Genomic DNA, 16262 nt, shown 5'->3' with positions numbered 1-16262 from the left:
TACAATCTCCTGGATTACACGCGGCGCTTCTTCGGCGGACGGCACCCGTTGTGCGGGATTGGCGTCACGTCGGTGATGCTGGCGATCTTATAGCCACAGCCGTTCAATGCACGGACAGCGGACTCACGACCTGGACCTGGACCTTTGACGTTAACGTCGAGGTTTTTCAGGCCATATTCCAGCGCAGCTTGACCAGCACGTTCAGCAGCTACTTGAGCAGCGAACGGAGTGGACTTGCGAGAACCGCGGAAACCCGAACCACCGGAGGTAGCCCAAGAAAGCGCATTACCTTGACGGTCGGTGATGGTCACGATGGTGTTGTTAAAAGACGCGTGGATGTGGGCGATGCCATCAACCACTGTCTTTTTGACTTTTTTACGAGGACGAGCAGCAGGTTTTGCCATGATTAAATTCCTGTCGATTCGCTGGGGCGATTACTTGCGGATCGGCTTACGCGGACCTTTACGGGTACGCGCGTTAGTCTTGGTACGCTGACCGCGTACTGGAAGACCACGACGATGACGCAGACCGCGATAGCAACCGAGGTCCATCAAACGCTTGATTTTCATGTTGATTTCGCGACGCAGGTCACCTTCAGTGGTGAACTTCGCCACTTCGCCACGCAGCTGTTCAATCTGCTCGTCGCTCAGATCCTTGATCTTTGCGGCTGGGTTGACCCCAGTCACTGCACAAATTTTCTGTGCAGTAGTGCGACCAACACCATAGATGTAGGTCAGCGAGATAACAGTGTGCTTGTTATCTGGAATGTTAACGCCTGCAATACGGGCCATTCAGTGGGACTCCAATTGACAGCTACCTACGCCCCGGAAGCCAAGAAATAGGGCGCGAGATAATATCGCTGTAATAACAAATAATCAACCCAGCAGCGCACTAGCTGCTGGGCTTCAAGCGGATCACACTCAGCCTTGGCGCTGTTTGTGACGCGGTTCCGCGCTGCAAATTACTCGAACAACACCTTCGCGGCGAATAATTTTGCAGTTACGGCACAGCTTTTTCACCGATGCACGAACTTTCATCACCAACTCCTCGAACCTTATGGGTACTCAGCGCAACATGCCGCTGCCGTAACCCTTCAGGTTGGCTTTCTTCATCAGGGATTCGTACTGGTGCGAAACGAGGTGCGATTGTACTTGGGACATAAAGTCCATAACAACCACGACCACGATCAGCAACGAGGTCCCGCCAAGGTAGAACGGAACGTTTGCTGCAACCACCAGGAACTGGGGCAACAGGCACACGGCCGTCATATATAGAGCACCGAACATGGTCAAGCGGGTCAGAACGCCATCAATATAGCGTGCAGACTGCTCACCTGGACGGATACCCGGAATAAAGGCACCGGACTTCTTCAGGTTTTCCGCTACGTCTTTCGGATTGAACATCAACGCCGTATAGAAGAAGCAGAAGAAAATAATCCCTGCACTAAACAGCAGAATATTCAACGGCTGACCAGGAGCGATCGACTGCGAGATGTCCTGCAACCAGCCCATACCTTCAGACTGACCGAACCAGGCACCCAACGAAGCCGGGAACAGCAAAATGCTGCTCGCGAAAATAGCAGGAATAACACCGGCCATATTCACTTTCAGCGGCAAGTGGCTAGTCTGCGCAGCAAACACCTTACGGCCCTGCTGACGCTTGGCGTAATGAACGGCGATACGCCGCTGACCACGCTCAATGAACACCACGAAACCGATAATCGCTACTGCCAGCAAACCGATGGCAACCAGGGCGAAGATATTGATATCACCCTGACGCGCAGACTCGAAAGACTGCCCGATCGCTCTCGGAAGACCGGCGACGATACCCGAAAAAATCAACATCGAGATACCGTTACCAACACCACGCTCAGTAATCTGCTCACCCAGCCACATCATGAACATCGCACCAGCCACAAACGTGGATACCGCGACGAAATGGAAGCCAAAGTCACCAGTGAACGCAACGCCCTGCCCCGCCAGCCCAACGGACATGCCGATAGCCTGAACAAGAGCAAGGGCGACGGTGCCATAGCGGGTGTATTGACTGATCTTACGACGACCAGCCTCACCTTCCTTCTTCAACTGCTCCAGCTGCGGGCTGACGGCGGTCATCAATTGCATGATGATCGATGCCGAAATGTACGGCATGATCCCCAGTGCAAAGATGCTCATCCGTTCCAGCGCGCCGCCGGAAAACATGTTGAACAAGCTAAGAATGGTCCCCTCATTCTGTCGAAACAGGTCCGCCAGCCGGTCCGGGTTGATACCTGGAACTGGGATATGTGCGCCTATCCGGTAGACGATAATCGCCAGGAATAGAAAACGCAGTCGAGCCCAGAGCTCGGATAACCCGCCTTTGCTGAGCGCTGAGAGAGCACCTTGCTTAGCCATTTATTCCTCGAACTTGCCGCCAGCTGCTTCGATAGCCGCACGCGCACCTTTGGTGGCGGCGATACCCTTGATGGTGACTGCGCGAGTAACTTCACCGGACAGCATGATTTTCACACGCTGTACGTTTTGGTTAATCACGTTGGCATCCTTCAGGGACTGCACGGTGACGATATCGCCTTCCACTTTAGCCAGTTCGGACAGACGCACTTCTGCGCGGTCCATGGCCTTCAGGGAAACGAAACCGAACTTCGGCAGACGACGATGCAGCGGCTGTTGACCGCCTTCAAAGCCTGGAGCAATGGTGCCACCGGAGCGGGAGGACTGACCTTTGTGACCACGGCCACCAGTCTTACCCAAACCACTACCGATACCACGGCCCGGACGATGCTTCTCGCGACGGGAACCCGGCGCAGGACTCAGATCATTGAGTTTCATCGATTAACCCTCGACTCGCAGCATGTAGTAAGCCTTGTTGATCATCCCGCGATTCTCGGGAGTATCAAGTACTTCTACAGTGTGACCGATGCGACGCAGACCCAGACCCTTAACGCACAATTTGTGGTTAGGGATACGGCCGGTCATGCTTTTGATCAGCGTTACTTTAACGGTAGCCATGATCAGAAGATCTCCTTGACGCTTTTGCCACGCTTGGCGGCAATGGACTCAGGAGACTGCATTGCTTTCAAACCCTTGAAAGTGGCGTGAACCACGTTTACCGGGTTAGTCGAGCCGTAGCACTTGGCCAGAACGTTCTGAACGCCAGCAACCTCGAGGACAGCACGCATAGCGCCGCCAGCGATGATACCGGTACCTTCAGAAGCAGGCTGCATGTACACCTTGGAAGCGCCATGGGCGGATTTCATTGCGTACTGCAAAGTGGTGCCGTTAAGGTCCACTTGAATCATGTTGCGACGAGCAGCTTCCATTGCTTTCTGGATCGCAGCAGGCACTTCACGTGACTTGCCACGGCCGAAGCCAACGCGACCTTTACCATCACCAACCACGGTCAACGCGGTGAAAGTGAAGATACGGCCGCCTTTAACGGTTTTGGCTACGCGGTTAACTTGAACCAGCTTCTCGATGTAGCCTTCGTCGCGCTTTTGGTCGTTATTTGACATAACTTAGAACTCCAGCCCAGCTTCACGAGCAGCATCAGCCAGCGCCTTGACGCGGCCGTGGTACTTGAAGCCAGAGCGGTCGAAAGCCACCTGCGAGACGCCGGCGGCTTTAGCACGCGTAGCGACCAGCTGGCCAACCTTAGTGGCCGCGTCGATGTTGCCAGTGGCACCATCACGCAGTTCTTTGTCCAAAGTCGAGGCGCTTGCCAGGACTTTGTTGCCGTCGGCCGAAATGACCTGGGCGTAGATGTGCTGCGAAGAGCGGAACACGCAGAGACGCACGACTTCGAGTTCGTGCATTTTCAGGCGTGCTTTGCGAGCGCGACGCAGTCGAGTAACTTTTTTGTCGGTCATTTGCTATGCCCTACTTCTTCTTGGCTTCTTTACGACGGACGACTTCGTCCGCGTAGCGCACACCTTTACCTTTGTAAGGCTCTGGTGGACGGAAGTCGCGGATCTCGGCGGCCACTTGACCTACCAGCTGCTTATCGATACCCCGGATCAGGATATCGGTCTGGCTAGGAGTCTCAGCGGTGATGCCTTCCGGCAGTTCGTAATCCACTGGGTGCGAGAAGCCGAGAGCCAGGTTCAGCACTGTGCCTTTTGCTTGCGCTTTGTAACCAACACCGACCAGCTGGAGCTTGCGCTCGAAGCCTTGGCTTACGCCCTGGACCATGTTGTTTACCAACGCACGAGTGGTACCGGCCATTGCGCGAGTCTGTTGATCGCCATTGCGAGCAGCAAAACGCAGCTCACCGGCTTCTTCAACGATCTCAACGGACGAATGGATGTTCAGTTCGAGAGTACCCTTGGCACCCTTCACCGAAAGCTGTTGGCCTGCGAATTTTACTTCGACACCAGCTGGCAGCTTAACGGGGTTCTTAGCGACGCGAGACATGCTTATCCCCCCTTAGAACACAGTGCAAAGAACTTCGCCGCCGACACCGGCAGCGCGCGCAGCACGATCCGTCATCACACCTTTGTTGGTGGAGACGATAGACACACCGAGACCGCCACGAACTTTTGGCAGATCCTCGACGGACTTGTACTGACGCAGGCCTGGACGGCTAACGCGCTTCACTTCCTCGATGACCGGACGGCCTTCGAAGTACTTCAGCTCGATGGACAGCAGTGGTTTGATTTCGCTGCTGATCTGATAACCCGCGATGTAACCTTCGTCCTTCAGGACTTTTGCTACAGCTACCTTCAACGTGGAAGATGGCATGCTTACGACGGACTTTTCAGCCATCTGGGCATTACGGATTCGAGTTAGCATGTCCGCTAACGGGTCCTGCATACTCATGGGCTAGACGCTCCTGATACAAAAAAAATAAGCCTTGCGGCTACAACCTTCGCCGAAAAACTCCGCACACAAAAGGCACGGGCTCAGGCGAGCCGGTCATTCTAGACACACCCCAGAAATGAATCAAGCCCCAAAAGGGGCTTGATTCAGATTCAAGGCCACCGACGGTCAGGATCTTGCGATCCCGAACATCGAGACTTTGACAGTACTTACCAGCTGGCTTTAACCAGACCCGGTACGTCGCCACGCATTGCTGCTTCACGCAACTTGTTACGGCCGAGGCCGAACTTGCGGTAAACGCCGTGCGGACGACCGGTCAGGCGGCAGCGGTTACGCATGCGCGAAGCGCTTGCGTCACGTGGCTGCTTCTGCAGAGCTACGGTAGCTTCCCAACGCGCTTCTGGACTTGCGTTCAGATCAACGATGATAGCTTTAAGCGCTGCACGCTTTTTGGCGTACTTGGCAACCGTGAGCTGACGCTTCAGCTCGCGGTTTTTCATGCTCATCTTGGCCATTTTCCTACTCCAATCAGTTGCGGAACGGGAATTTGAAAGCGCGCAGCAGAGCGCGACCTTCATCATCGTTCTTGGCAGTGGTGGTCAGGGTAATGTCCAGACCGCGGAGAGCATCGATCTTGTCGTAGTCGATTTCCGGGAAGATGATCTGCTCTTTAACGCCCATGCTGTAGTTACCACGACCATCGAAGGACTTGGCATTCAGGCCGCGGAAGTCGCGAACCCGAGGCAGGGAGATCGACAGCAGACGATCCAGGAACTCGTACATACGCTCACGGCGCAGAGTCACTTTGACGCCGATCGGCCAACCTTCACGGACTTTAAAGCCAGCGATGGATTTCCGAGCGTAAGTCACAACGACTTTTTGACCGGTGATCTTTTCCAGGTCAGCAACAGCGTGCTCGATGACTTTTTTGTCGCCGATCGCTTCGCCCAGACCCATGTTCAGGGTGATTTTGGTAACGCGCGGAACTTCCATCACGTTCGAAAGCTTAAGTTCTTCCTTAAGTTTCGGTGCGATTTCCTTCCGGTAAATCTCTTTTAGTCGTGCCATGGTCTTCTACCTAGCAGTGTTCAAGCATCAACCGCTTTTTGGGTCGACTTGAAGACACGAATTTTCTTGCCGTCTTCTACTTTGAAACCAACGCGGTCAGCCTTGTTGGTTTCGCCGTTGAAAATGGCGACGTTGGAAGCGTGCAGTGGCGCTTCTTTCTCGACGATACCGCCTTGTACGCCCGACATCGGGTTAGGCTTGGTATGACGCTTAACCAGGTTCAGACCACCAACAACCAGACGGTCGTCAGCGAGAACCTTAAGCACCTTACCGCGCTTACCTTTGTCTTTGCCGGCGATCACGATGATCTCGTCGTCACGACGAATCTTTTGCATGTCGGATCTCCTTACAGCACTTCTGGGGCGAGCGAGACGATCTTCATGAACTTCTCGGTACGAAGTTCACGGGTCACTGGCCCAAAGATACGGGTGCCGATCGGCTCTTGCTTGTTGTTCAGCAGAACAGCAGCGTTGCCATCAAAGCGGATGATGGAGCCGTCAGCACGACGGACACCATGGCGAGTGCGGACTACAACAGCAGTCATCACTTGGCCTTTTTTCACCTTACCGCGAGGAATTGCTTCCTTCACGGTAACTTTGATGATGTCACCGATACCAGCGTAACGACGATGGGAGCCACCCAGCACCTTGATGCACATAACGCGGCGAGCGCCGCTGTTATCGGCCACATCGAGCATGGATTGAGTCTGAATCATATAATTTCTCCGACCCCTAGTCCTTAGACTTCCACAGCGCGTTCGAGAACTTCAACCAATGCCCAAGACTTGGTCTTGGCCAGCGGACGAGTTTCACGAATAGTGACTTTGTCGCCGATGTGGCACTGATTGGTTTCGTCGTGCGCGTGCAGCTTAGTCGAACGCTTAACGTATTTACCGTAGATCGGGTGCTTAACGCGACGCTCGATCAGAACGGTGATGGTCTTGTCCATCTTGTCGCTGACAACACGGCCAGTCAGCGTACGGACGGTTTTTTCGGCTTCAGCCATGATTACTTACCTGCCTGCTGGTTGAGCACAGTCTTCACGCGAGCGATGTCACGCTTAACTTGCGAGAGCAGGTGAGACTGCCCCAACTGGCCAGTTGCTTTCTGCATACGCAGATTGAACTGGTCGCGCAGCAGGCCGAGCAGTTGCTCGTTCAGCTGCTGTGCTGATTTTTCACGAAGTTCATTCGCTTTCATCACATCACCGTCCGTTTAACAAAGGAGGTGGCGAGCGGCAGCTTTGCAGCAGCCAGGGCGAAAGCCTCACGCGCCAGCTCTTCAGTAACACCCTCGATTTCATACAGGACTTTGCCTGGCTGAATCTGGGCAACCCAATATTCCACGTTACCCTTACCTTTACCCATCCGAACTTCGAGTGGCTTTTTGGTGACAGGCTTGTCCGGGAATACACGGATCCAGATCTTGCCGCCACGTTTTACGTGACGGGTCAGAGCACGACGCGCTGACTCGATCTGACGAGCGGTGAGACGACCACGAGCAACAGACTTCAGCGCATATTCGCCGAAGCTGACTTTGCTACCGCGCTGAGCCAAGCCACGGTTGTGGCCTGTCATCTGCTTGCGGAACTTCGTACGCTTTGGTTGCAACATTTGGCGTACCCCTTACTTAGCAGCTTTTTTACGAGGCGCTGGTGCTTGTGGTTTCAGCTCTTCTTGGCGACCACCAATTACTTCGCCTTTGAAGATCCAAACCTTTACACCGATCACACCATAAGTGGTGTGAGCTTCGTAGTTGGCATAGTCGATGTCGGCACGCAGGGTGTGCAGTGGCACACGACCTTCGCGATACCATTCAGTACGTGCGATTTCAGCACCGCCGAGACGACCGCTCACTTGGATTTTGATGCCTTTGGCACCAATGCGCATGGCGTTCTGTACTGCGCGCTTCATAGCGCGACGGAACATTACGCGACGCTCCAGCTGCTGAGCTACGCTCTGCGCAACCAGCATACCGTCGAGTTCCGGCTTGCGGATCTCTTCGATATTGATGTGCACAGGCACACCCATTTGCTTGGTCAGGTCCTGACGCAGTTTCTCAACATCTTCACCTTTCTTCCCGATAACGATACCTGGACGAGCGGTGTGGATGGTGATACGTGCAGTTTGAGCCGGACGATGGATATCGATACGGCTTACGGACGCGCTTTTTAGTTTGTCTTGGAGATACTCACGCACCTTCAGATCAGCGAACAAATAGTCCGCATAAGTCCGACCGTCTGCGTACCAGACAGAGGTGTGCTCCTTGACGATTCCCAGGCGAATGCCAATGGGATGTACTTTCTGACCCATCTCTTCGACTCCGTTACTTGTCAGCAACCTTGACAGTGATATGGCAAGACCGCTTGACGATGCGATCAGCACGGCCTTTGGCACGCGGCATGATGCGCTTCAGCGAACGCCCTTCGTTGACGAAAACGGTGGCGACTTTAAGGTCGTCAACGTCTGCGCCTTCGTTATGCTCGGCGTTGGCTACGGCCGACTCCAGCACTTTCTTGATGATCTCGGCGGCTTTCTTACTGCTGAAAGCCAACAGGTTGAGCGCTTCGCCCACCTTCTTCCCGCGGATCTGGTCGGCGACCAAGCGGGCTTTCTGGGCGGAGATTCGAGCGCCCGACAACTTAGCGGCTACTTCCATCGTTCCTTACCCCTTAACGCTTGGCTTTCTTGTCTGCCACGTGCCCACGATATGTGCGGGTACCGGCAAACTCGCCTAGTTTGTGGCCGACCATGTCTTCGTTCACGAGAACTGGAACATGCTGACGACCGTTATGCACAGCAATGGTCAAACCGACCATTTGTGGCAGGATCATGGAACGGCGCGACCAGGTCTTAACTGGTTTGCGATCGTTCTTTTCCGCCGCCACTTCGATCTTCTTCAGTAGGTGAAGATCAATAAAAGGACCTTTTTTCAGAGAACGTGGCACTGTCGTATCCCTCTATTTACTTGCGACGACGGACGATCATTTTGTCGGTACGCTTATTACCACGAGTCTTCGCGCCCTTAGTCGGGAAGCCCCATGGCGATACCGGATGACGACCACCAGAGGTACGACCTTCACCACCACCATGTGGGTGGTCAACCGGGTTCATGGCAACACCACGAACGGTTGGGCGAACGCCACGCCAGCGTTTGGCACCAGCTTTACCTAGCGAACGCAGGCTGTGCTCGGAGTTCGAGACTTCGCCAAGCGTTGCACGGCATTCAGCCAATACTTTACGCATTTCACCAGAGCGCAGACGCAGGGTCACGTAGACACCTTCACGAGCGATCAGCTGAGCCGAAGCACCAGCGGAACGAGCGATTTGCGCGCCTTTACCCGGCTTCAATTCGATGCCGTGTACGGTGCTACCAACTGGAATGTTACGCAGTTGCAGAGCGTTGCCCGGCTTGATCGGCGCCAAAGCACCTGCGATCAGCTGGTCGCCAGCGCTCACGCCTTTAGGGGCGATGATGTAGCGACGCTCGCCATCTGCGTACAGCAGCAGAGCGATGTGAGCAGTACGGTTTGGATCGTATTCGATACGCTCGACAGTGGCAGCGATGCCATCTTTGTCGTTGCGACGGAAGTCGACCAGACGATAATGCTGCTTATGACCACCACCAATGTGACGAGTGGTAATACGGCCATTGTTGTTACGACCACCAGACTTCGATTTCTTCTCGAGCAGCGGTGCGTGAGGAGCGCCTTTATGCAGCTCCTGGTTGACCACCTTGACCACAAAACGGCGGCCAGGGGAAGTCGGTTTGCATTTAACGATTGCCATGATGCACCCCTTCCTTACTCAGCACTGCTGCTGAAATCGAGATCTTGGCCTGGCTGAAGGGAGATAACTGCCTTCTTCCAGTCATTACGCTTGCCCAGACCGCGAGCAGTGCGCTTGCTCTTACCCAGAACGTTCAGGGTAGTAACACGCTCTACTTTCACGCTGAACAGGCTTTCGACGGCCTTCTTGATTTCCAGCTTGGTTGCATCAGTAGCAACCTTGAAAACGAACTGGCCTTTCTTGTCTGCCAGAACCGTAGCCTTCTCGGAAACGTGCGGGCCAAGCAGAACTTTAAATACGCGTTCCTGGTTCATCCCAGCAGCTCCTCGAATTTCTTCACGGCCGACACGGTGATCAACACCTTGTCGTATGCGATCAGACTAACTGGATCGGAACCTTGCACGTCACGTACATCAACGTGTGGCAGGTTGCGAGCAGCCAGGTACAGGTTCTGATCAACAACTTCAGACACGATCAGGACATCAGTCAGACCCATGCCATTCAGTTTGCTCAGCAGATCTTTGGTTTTCGGCGCTTCAACAGCGAAGTCCTGAACCACGACCAGACGATCAGTACGCACCAGTTCAGCAAGGATGGAGCGCAGAGCAGCGCGATACATCTTCTTGTTGAGCTTCTGGGAGTGATCCTGTGGACGAGCTGCGAAAGTGGTACCGCCGCCACGCCAGATTGGGCTACGAATAGTACCGGCACGAGCACGGCCAGTACCTTTCTGACGCCAAGGGCGCTTGCCGCCACCAGAAACGTCGGAACGGGTCTTTTGCTGCTTGCTACCTTGACGGCCGCCAGCCATATAGGCCACGACTGCTTGGTGAACCAGCGTCTCGTTGAAATCGCCGCCAAATGTCAGTTCGGAAACTTCGATCGCTTGAGCGTCATTTACATTTAATTGCATGTCAGCTTCCCCTTAACCGCGAGCCTTGGCCGCTGGACGTACAACCAGGTTGCCGCCAGTAGCGCCAGGAACAGCACCCTTGACCAACAACAGATTGCGTTCAGCGTCGACGCGCACTACTTCGAGGGACTGCACGGTCACGCGCTCAGCGCCCATATGACCGGACATTTTCTTGCCCTTGAATACACGACCAGGAGTCTGGCACTGGCCAATAGAGCCCGGGACGCGGTGGGAAACGGAGTTACCGTGAGTGTTGTCTTGGCCACGGAAATTCCAACGCTTGATCGTACCCTGGAAGCCTTTACCTTTGGACTGACCGGTTACATCAACCAGTTGACCAGCAGCGAAGATTTCAGCGTTGATCAGATCGCCGGCCTGGTACTCGCCTTCTTCAAGACGGAATTCCATTACGGTACGACCAGCTGCAACGTTTGCTTTAGCGAAGTGACCTGCTTGAGCAGCAGTCACACGCGAAGCACGACGCTCGCCGACAGTGACTTGCACTGCACGATAGCCATCGGTTTCTTCAGTTTTGAACTGGGTGACGCGATTCGGCTCGATCTCAATGACCGTGACCGGAATGGAGACACCTTCTTCGGTGAAAATACGGGTCATACCGCATTTACGACCGACTACACCAATAGTCATGTTGTAAACCTCATGAGTGTACGGGGCTTTCACCCGCTATGGCCGCCCATTTCAGAGCGTTACACGACTAAGACCGAGTCTTAGCCGAGGCTGATCTGCACTTCCACACCGGCCGCAAGATCAAGCTTCATAAGTGCATCAACGGTTTTATCCGTTGGCTGGACGATATCCAGTACGCGCTTATGAGTACGGATCTCGTACTGGTCGCGCGCGTCCTTGTTGACGTGCGGGGAGACCAGAACGGTGAACCGCTCTTTACGGGTAGGCAGTGGAATTGGACCACGCACTTGAGCACCAGTACGTTTCGCGGTTTCCACGATTTCCTGGGTGGATTGGTCGATCAGGCGATGGTCAAAAGCCTTCAACCTGATACGGATTTGCTGATTTTGCATTGGATTTCAGACTCCAGGCTGCTATTCCCACCGAGCGCAATACGCCCGTTAAAAGGAGGCGCAATTCTATAGACGGGCCAACATAGTGTCAACCCAATAAAAAAGCCCCCGCTAGGCGGGGGCTTTTTTCAACTCATCGATATTACTCGATGATTTTAGCTACGACGCCAGCGCCGACGGTACGACCGCCTTCACGGATAGCGAAACGCAGGCCATCTTCCATTGCAATGGTCTTGATCAGGGTAACAGTCATTTGAATGTTATCGCCTGGCATTACCATTTCAACGCCTTCCGGCAGCTCGCAGTTACCGGTCACGTCAGTGGTCCGGAAGTAGAACTGTGGACGGTAGCCTTTGAAGAACGGAGTGTGACGACCGCCTTCTTCTTTGCTCAGAACATAAACTTCTGCGGTGAACTTGGTGTGCGGCTTAACCGAACCTGGCTTGACCAGAACCTGACCACGCTCAACGTCGTCACGCTTGGTGCCACGCAGCAGAACACCGCAGTTCTCGCCAGCACGACCTTCGTCGAGCAGCTTGCGGAACATTTCAACACCAGTGCAGGTGGTGGTGGTGGTGTCACGCAGACCAACGATTTCCAGAGCGTCTTGAACGCGAACGATACCGCGCTCGATACGACCAGTCACAACAGTACCACGACCCGAGATCGAGAATACGTCTTCGATTGGCATCAGGAATGGCTTGTCGATAGCACGCTCAGGCTCAGGAATGTAGGAGTCCAGAGTCTCAACCAGCTTACGAACGGCAGTGGTGCCCATTTCGTTATCGTCCAGACCTTCCAGAGCCATACGGGCAGAGCCGATGATGATTGGAGTGTCGTCGCCTGGGAAGTCGTAAGTGCTCAACAGATCGCGCACTTCCATCTCAACCAGTTCCAGCAGCTCAGCGTCGTCTACCAGGTCAGCCTTGTTCAGGAAGACCACGATGTACGGAACACCTACCTGACGGGACAACAGGATGTGCTCACGAGTTTGCGGCATCGGACCATCAGCAGCCGAGCAAACCAGGATCGCGCCGTCCATCTGGGCAGCACCGGTGATCATGTTCTTCACATAGTCAGCGTGACCTGGGCAGTCAACGTGAGCGTAGTGACGAATCTTCGAGTTGTACTCAACGTGAGCGGTGTTGATGGTGATACCGCGAGCTTTCTCTTCTGGTGCGCTGTCGATCTTGTCGAAGTCAACACGAGCCGAACCGAAAACTTCGGAGCAGACGCGAGTCAGAGCAGCAGTCAGAGTGGTTTTACCATGGTCAACGTGACCGATGGTGCCAACGTTGACGTGCGGTAGGGAACGATCAAATTTTTCTTTAGCCACGACAATTAACTCCTTGCCTAAAGGGCTGAATCAGCCTTGTTTTTTAGTGACAGCTTCTGCGACATGCGCCGGAGCCGTATCATATTTTTTGAATTCCATAGAGTAGCTTGCGCGACCCTGAGACATGGAACGGACGTCGGTCGCATAACCGAACATCTCACCCAGCGGAACCTCGGCACGAATCACTTTGCCGGAAACCGTGTCTTCCATACCCAAGATCATGCCGCGACGACGGTTCAGGTCACCCATCACGTCACCCATATAGTCCTCAGGTGTAACAACCTCTACAGCCATGATCGGTTCAAGCAGCTCACCACCACCTTTGGTAGCCAGTTGCTTGGTTGCCATGGAAGCAGCCACCTTGAACGCCATCTCGTTGGAGTCGACGTCGTGGTAAGAACCATCAAAAACGGTAGCCTTCAGGCCGATCAGCGGATAACCGGCAACAACGCCGTTCTTCATCTGCTCTTCGATACCCTTCTGGATAGCCGGGATGTATTCCTTAGGAACCACACCACCCACCACTTCGTTCACGAATTGCAGACCTTCCTGACCTTCATCAGCAGGAGCAAAACGAATCCAGCAATGGCCGAACTGACCACGACCACCGGACTGGCGAACGAACTTGCCTTCGATTTCGCAGTTCTTCGTGATGCGCTCACGATAGGAAACCTGCGGCTTACCGATGTTGGCTTCGACGTTGAACTCACGGCGCATCCGGTCAACCAGGATGTCCAGGTGCAACTCGCCCATGCCGGAGATGATCGTTTGACCAGTCTCTTCATCAGTCTTGACGCGGAAAGACGGGTCTTCCTGAGCAAGTTTGCCCAGAGCGATACCCATTTTTTCCTGGTCGTCCTTGGTCTTAGGCTCTACGGCAACCGAAATAACCGGCTCCGGGAAGTCCATGCGAACCAGGATGATTGGCTTGTCAGCGGAGCAGAGGGTGTCACCAGTGGTAACGTCCTTCATGCCGATCAGGGCCGCGATGTCGCCAGCGCGTACTTCCTTGATCTCTTCGCGGGTGTTTGCGTGCATTTGCACCATACGACCCACGCGCTCTTTCTTGCCTTTAACCGAGTTGATCACGCCGTCGCCGGAGCTCAACACGCCCGAGTAAACGCGAGCAAAGGTCAAAGTACCCACGAATGGGTCAGTAGCGATCTTGAACGCCAGAGCCGAGAACGGCTCGCTGTCGTCCGCATGACGCTCCATTTCAACAGTCTCGTCATCCGGGTCGGTACCCTTGATGGCAGGAATGTCGACTGGCGCCGGCAGGAAGTCGATAACGGCGTCGAGAACCAGGGGAACACCCTTGTTCTTGAAGGAAGAACCGCAAACAGCCAAGACGATCTCACCAGCGATAGTACGCTGACGCAGAGCAGCCTTGATTTCCTCGATGGTGAGTTCTTCACCTTCGAGATACTTGTTCATCAGCTCTTCGCTGGCCTCGGCAGCAGCCTCAACCATGTTGCTGCGCCACTCTTCAGCCAGTTCCTGCATATCTGCCGGAATAGCCTCGCGACGAGGAGCCATGCCCTTGTCGGCATCATCCCAGTAGACCGCTTCCATATTGATCAGATCAACCTGACCCTGGAAGTTGTCTTCCGAACCAATGGCCAACTGGATTGGCACCGGAGTGTGACCCAGGCGCTTTTTGATCTGATCGATCACGCGCAGGAAGTTCGCACCAGCACGGTCCATCTTGTTTACATAAACAAGACGTGGGACGCCGTATTTGTTGGCTTGACGCCATACGGTTTCCGACTGAGGCTCAACACCCGAAGTACCGCAGAACACAACGACCGCGCCATCGAGCACGCGCAACGAGCGCTCCACTTCAATGGTGAAGTCAACGTGGCCCGGGGTATCGATGATGTTGAAGCGATACTTGTCGAACTGCTTGACAGAACCCGACCAGAAGGCCGTGGTTGCAGCGGAGGTGATAGTAATACCACGCTCCTGCTCCTGCACCATCCAGTCCATGGTCGCGGCGCCGTCGTGCACCTCGCCCATCTTGTGGTTTACGCCAGTGTAAAAAAGGACGCGCTCGGTGGTGGTGGTTTTACCAGCATCCACGTGAGCAACGATACCGATGTTACGGTAGCGGTTAATCGGAGTAGTACGAGCCATAAAGCCCTCGCAAAATTAGTGACGCTAAAATTAGAAGCGGTAGTGCGAGAAAGCCTTGTTAGCTTCAGCCATACGGTGCACGTCTTCACGCTTCTTAACTGCAGCACCTTTACCTTCAGCAGCGTCCAACAGTTCGCCAGCCAAACGCAGAGCCATAGACTTCTCGCCACGCTTACGGGCGAAGTCTACCAACCAGCGCATTGCCAGAGCGTTACGACGGGACGGACGAACTTCGACCGGAACCTGGTAAGTAGCACCGCCTACACGGCGCGACTTCACTTCGACCAGCGGAGCGATGGCGTCGAGAGCTTTCTCGAAGATTTCCAGGGGGTCGCTGTTCTTGCGTTCTTTAACCTTCTCCAGCGCGCCATAAACGATACGCTCGGCAACGGCTTTCTTGCCGCTTTCCATTACGTGGTTCATGAACTTGGCCAGGATTTGGCTTCCGTATTTTGGATCGTCAAGCACTTCGCGCTTGGCTGCTACGCGTCTTCTTGGCATGGATAAGCCCTCAAACGGTCTTCAGGTTCGCTCGGAATCGGTGCCCTTTCGGGACGCCTCCGACCTTACTCTTATCGACTCAGAAAAATAGATAATTCAGTTTTTTACAAAAAGCCGCTACTACTTAGGCTTCTTGGTACCGTACTTCGAACGACCTTGGTTACGACCTTTCACGCCGGAAGTATCCAAAGAGCCGCGAACGGTGTGATAACGAACACCTGGCAAGTCTTTTACACGACCGCCGCGGATCAGTACCACGCTGTGCTCTTGCAGGTTGTGGCCTTCACCGCCGATGTACGAGGAAACCTCGAAACCGTTGGTCAGACGCACACGGCATACTTTACGCAGTGCCGAGTTAGGTTTTTTCGGCGTAGTGGTATACACGCGAGTGCACACGCCACGACGTTGCGGGCAGTTCTGCAGCGCAGGCACGTCGGATTTCTCGACGATACGCTTACGCGGCTGACGTACCAGCTGGTTGATAGTTGCCATCTACTAGCTCCACTGTTGTCTTGCGACGCTATTGTCTTGCAAGAAAAGCAAAAATGGCAGGAACGAATTCCCGCCAAATTTAGGGGTACAAGAGTCTAAAGAGGATCTTGTCCCCAGTCAAGGCAAGGCCCCGACCTCCCCGCTCAACGAACCTCGACAAATGCATCGATCCGCTGAA

29 protein-coding genes are annotated in these 16262 nt (G+C 54.3%); all 29 read right to left on the bottom strand.

What is annotated here, in order from left to right:
- Positions 1-14: 14 nt before the first annotated feature.
- The 29 genes from rpsK to rpsL all read right to left on the bottom strand — a co-directional run bounded on the left by rpsK (position 15) and on the right by rpsL (position 16084).
- A complete protein-coding gene (rpsK, locus tag AC07VR_RS21475; protein ID WP_002555466.1) occupies positions 15-404 on the bottom strand; it encodes a 30S ribosomal protein S11 in 390 nt (129 codons plus the stop codon).
- Between the two features lie 30 nt (positions 405-434).
- Positions 435-791, bottom strand: coding sequence for a 30S ribosomal protein S13 (rpsM, locus tag AC07VR_RS21470; RefSeq protein WP_003186020.1), 357 nt, complete (start codon positions 789-791; stop codon positions 435-437).
- A gap of 129 nt (positions 792-920) precedes the next feature.
- Positions 921-1037, bottom strand: coding sequence for a 50S ribosomal protein L36 (gene rpmJ / locus AC07VR_RS21465; protein WP_002555468.1), 117 nt, complete (start codon positions 1035-1037; stop codon positions 921-923).
- A 27-nt stretch (positions 1038-1064) separates the two neighbouring features.
- A complete protein-coding gene (secY, locus tag AC07VR_RS21460) occupies positions 1065-2393 on the bottom strand; it encodes a preprotein translocase subunit SecY (protein WP_494994971.1) in 1329 nt (442 codons plus the stop codon).
- On the bottom strand, positions 2394-2828 hold the full coding sequence (rplO, locus tag AC07VR_RS21455; RefSeq protein WP_002555470.1) for a 50S ribosomal protein L15: 435 nt from the start codon (positions 2826-2828) through the stop codon (positions 2394-2396).
- A gap of 3 nt (positions 2829-2831) precedes the next feature.
- Positions 2832-3008 carry a 50S ribosomal protein L30 gene (gene rpmD, locus AC07VR_RS21450; protein WP_003186033.1) on the bottom strand — a complete coding sequence of 59 codons (177 nt, stop codon included), beginning with the start codon at positions 3006-3008 and terminating at the stop codon, positions 2832-2834.
- Between the two features lie 2 nt (positions 3009-3010).
- Positions 3011-3511, bottom strand: a complete 501-nt coding sequence (gene rpsE / locus AC07VR_RS21445) for a 30S ribosomal protein S5 (RefSeq protein ID WP_003186035.1) — start codon at positions 3509-3511, stop codon at positions 3011-3013.
- Between the two features lie 3 nt (positions 3512-3514).
- Positions 3515-3865: a 50S ribosomal protein L18 gene (gene rplR / locus AC07VR_RS21440; RefSeq protein ID WP_003186037.1), complete on the bottom strand. Its 351-nt coding sequence runs from the start codon at positions 3863-3865 to the stop codon at positions 3515-3517.
- A 10-nt stretch (positions 3866-3875) separates the two neighbouring features.
- Positions 3876-4409, bottom strand: a complete 534-nt coding sequence (gene rplF / locus AC07VR_RS21435; protein ID WP_007896774.1) for a 50S ribosomal protein L6 — start codon at positions 4407-4409, stop codon at positions 3876-3878.
- Positions 4410-4421: 12 nt separating this feature from the next.
- On the bottom strand, positions 4422-4814 hold the full coding sequence (gene rpsH, locus AC07VR_RS21430; protein ID WP_017848802.1) for a 30S ribosomal protein S8: 393 nt from the start codon (positions 4812-4814) through the stop codon (positions 4422-4424).
- A gap of 209 nt (positions 4815-5023) precedes the next feature.
- Positions 5024-5329, bottom strand: a complete 306-nt coding sequence (rpsN, locus tag AC07VR_RS21425) for a 30S ribosomal protein S14 (protein ID WP_003176414.1) — start codon at positions 5327-5329, stop codon at positions 5024-5026.
- 13 nt (positions 5330-5342) lie between these two features.
- A complete protein-coding gene (gene rplE, locus AC07VR_RS21420) occupies positions 5343-5882 on the bottom strand; it encodes a 50S ribosomal protein L5 (RefSeq protein ID WP_003210069.1) in 540 nt (179 codons plus the stop codon).
- 20 nt (positions 5883-5902) lie between these two features.
- Positions 5903-6217: a 50S ribosomal protein L24 gene (gene rplX / locus AC07VR_RS21415; RefSeq protein ID WP_007896770.1), complete on the bottom strand. Its 315-nt coding sequence runs from the start codon at positions 6215-6217 to the stop codon at positions 5903-5905.
- Positions 6218-6228: 11 nt separating this feature from the next.
- Positions 6229-6597 carry a 50S ribosomal protein L14 gene (rplN, locus tag AC07VR_RS21410; RefSeq protein WP_002555479.1) on the bottom strand — a complete coding sequence of 123 codons (369 nt, stop codon included), beginning with the start codon at positions 6595-6597 and terminating at the stop codon, positions 6229-6231.
- 23 nt (positions 6598-6620) lie between these two features.
- The gene (gene rpsQ, locus AC07VR_RS21405) at positions 6621-6887 is read right to left on the bottom strand and encodes a 30S ribosomal protein S17 (RefSeq protein ID WP_096514759.1); all 267 of its coding nucleotides are present in this window, start codon (positions 6885-6887) and stop codon (positions 6621-6623) included.
- Between the two features lie 2 nt (positions 6888-6889).
- A complete protein-coding gene (gene rpmC / locus AC07VR_RS21400; RefSeq protein WP_002555481.1) occupies positions 6890-7081 on the bottom strand; it encodes a 50S ribosomal protein L29 in 192 nt (63 codons plus the stop codon).
- Positions 7081-7494, bottom strand: coding sequence for a 50S ribosomal protein L16 (rplP, locus tag AC07VR_RS21395; RefSeq protein WP_095080428.1), 414 nt, complete (start codon positions 7492-7494; stop codon positions 7081-7083). Before rplP ends, rpmC begins: the two co-directional genes overlap by 1 nt.
- A 12-nt stretch (positions 7495-7506) precedes the next feature.
- Positions 7507-8193, bottom strand: a complete 687-nt coding sequence (gene rpsC / locus AC07VR_RS21390; RefSeq protein WP_003176422.1) for a 30S ribosomal protein S3 — start codon at positions 8191-8193, stop codon at positions 7507-7509.
- A gap of 13 nt (positions 8194-8206) precedes the next feature.
- Entirely contained in the window at positions 8207-8539 is a 333-nt protein-coding gene (gene rplV / locus AC07VR_RS21385; RefSeq protein ID WP_419116571.1) for a 50S ribosomal protein L22, read from the bottom strand.
- A 13-nt stretch (positions 8540-8552) separates the two neighbouring features.
- Positions 8553-8828 carry a 30S ribosomal protein S19 gene (rpsS, locus tag AC07VR_RS21380; protein WP_002555486.1) on the bottom strand — a complete coding sequence of 92 codons (276 nt, stop codon included), beginning with the start codon at positions 8826-8828 and terminating at the stop codon, positions 8553-8555.
- Positions 8829-8844: 16 nt separating this feature from the next.
- Positions 8845-9669, bottom strand: a complete 825-nt coding sequence (gene rplB, locus AC07VR_RS21375; RefSeq protein WP_003186055.1) for a 50S ribosomal protein L2 — start codon at positions 9667-9669, stop codon at positions 8845-8847.
- A gap of 14 nt (positions 9670-9683) precedes the next feature.
- Positions 9684-9983 carry a 50S ribosomal protein L23 gene (gene rplW, locus AC07VR_RS21370; RefSeq protein WP_002555488.1) on the bottom strand — a complete coding sequence of 100 codons (300 nt, stop codon included), beginning with the start codon at positions 9981-9983 and terminating at the stop codon, positions 9684-9686.
- On the bottom strand, positions 9980-10582 hold the full coding sequence (gene rplD, locus AC07VR_RS21365) for a 50S ribosomal protein L4 (RefSeq protein ID WP_494994970.1): 603 nt from the start codon (positions 10580-10582) through the stop codon (positions 9980-9982). Before rplD ends, rplW begins: the two co-directional genes overlap by 4 nt.
- Positions 10583-10594: 12 nt before the next feature.
- On the bottom strand, positions 10595-11230 hold the full coding sequence (gene rplC, locus AC07VR_RS21360; RefSeq protein WP_003186059.1) for a 50S ribosomal protein L3: 636 nt from the start codon (positions 11228-11230) through the stop codon (positions 10595-10597).
- A gap of 80 nt (positions 11231-11310) precedes the next feature.
- The gene (rpsJ, locus tag AC07VR_RS21355; RefSeq protein WP_003186070.1) at positions 11311-11622 is read right to left on the bottom strand and encodes a 30S ribosomal protein S10; all 312 of its coding nucleotides are present in this window, start codon (positions 11620-11622) and stop codon (positions 11311-11313) included.
- Positions 11623-11764: 142 nt separating this feature from the next.
- Complete coding sequence (tuf, locus tag AC07VR_RS21350; RefSeq protein WP_494994969.1) at positions 11765-12958, bottom strand: elongation factor Tu; 1194 nt, start codon at positions 12956-12958, stop codon at positions 11765-11767.
- A 30-nt stretch (positions 12959-12988) separates the two neighbouring features.
- Positions 12989-15091, bottom strand: coding sequence for an elongation factor G (gene fusA / locus AC07VR_RS21345; RefSeq protein WP_494994968.1), 2103 nt, complete (start codon positions 15089-15091; stop codon positions 12989-12991).
- 30 nt (positions 15092-15121) lie between these two features.
- Positions 15122-15592, bottom strand: coding sequence for a 30S ribosomal protein S7 (gene rpsG, locus AC07VR_RS21340; RefSeq protein WP_002555493.1), 471 nt, complete (start codon positions 15590-15592; stop codon positions 15122-15124).
- Between the two features lie 120 nt (positions 15593-15712).
- Positions 15713-16084: a 30S ribosomal protein S12 gene (gene rpsL / locus AC07VR_RS21335; protein WP_002555494.1), complete on the bottom strand. Its 372-nt coding sequence runs from the start codon at positions 16082-16084 to the stop codon at positions 15713-15715.
- Positions 16085-16262: the final 178 nt, after the last annotated feature.

This window comes from Pseudomonas sp. GW821-FHT02H09, from assembly GCF_059421425.1.
This window is presented reverse-complemented; position numbering and strand designations above follow the sequence as displayed.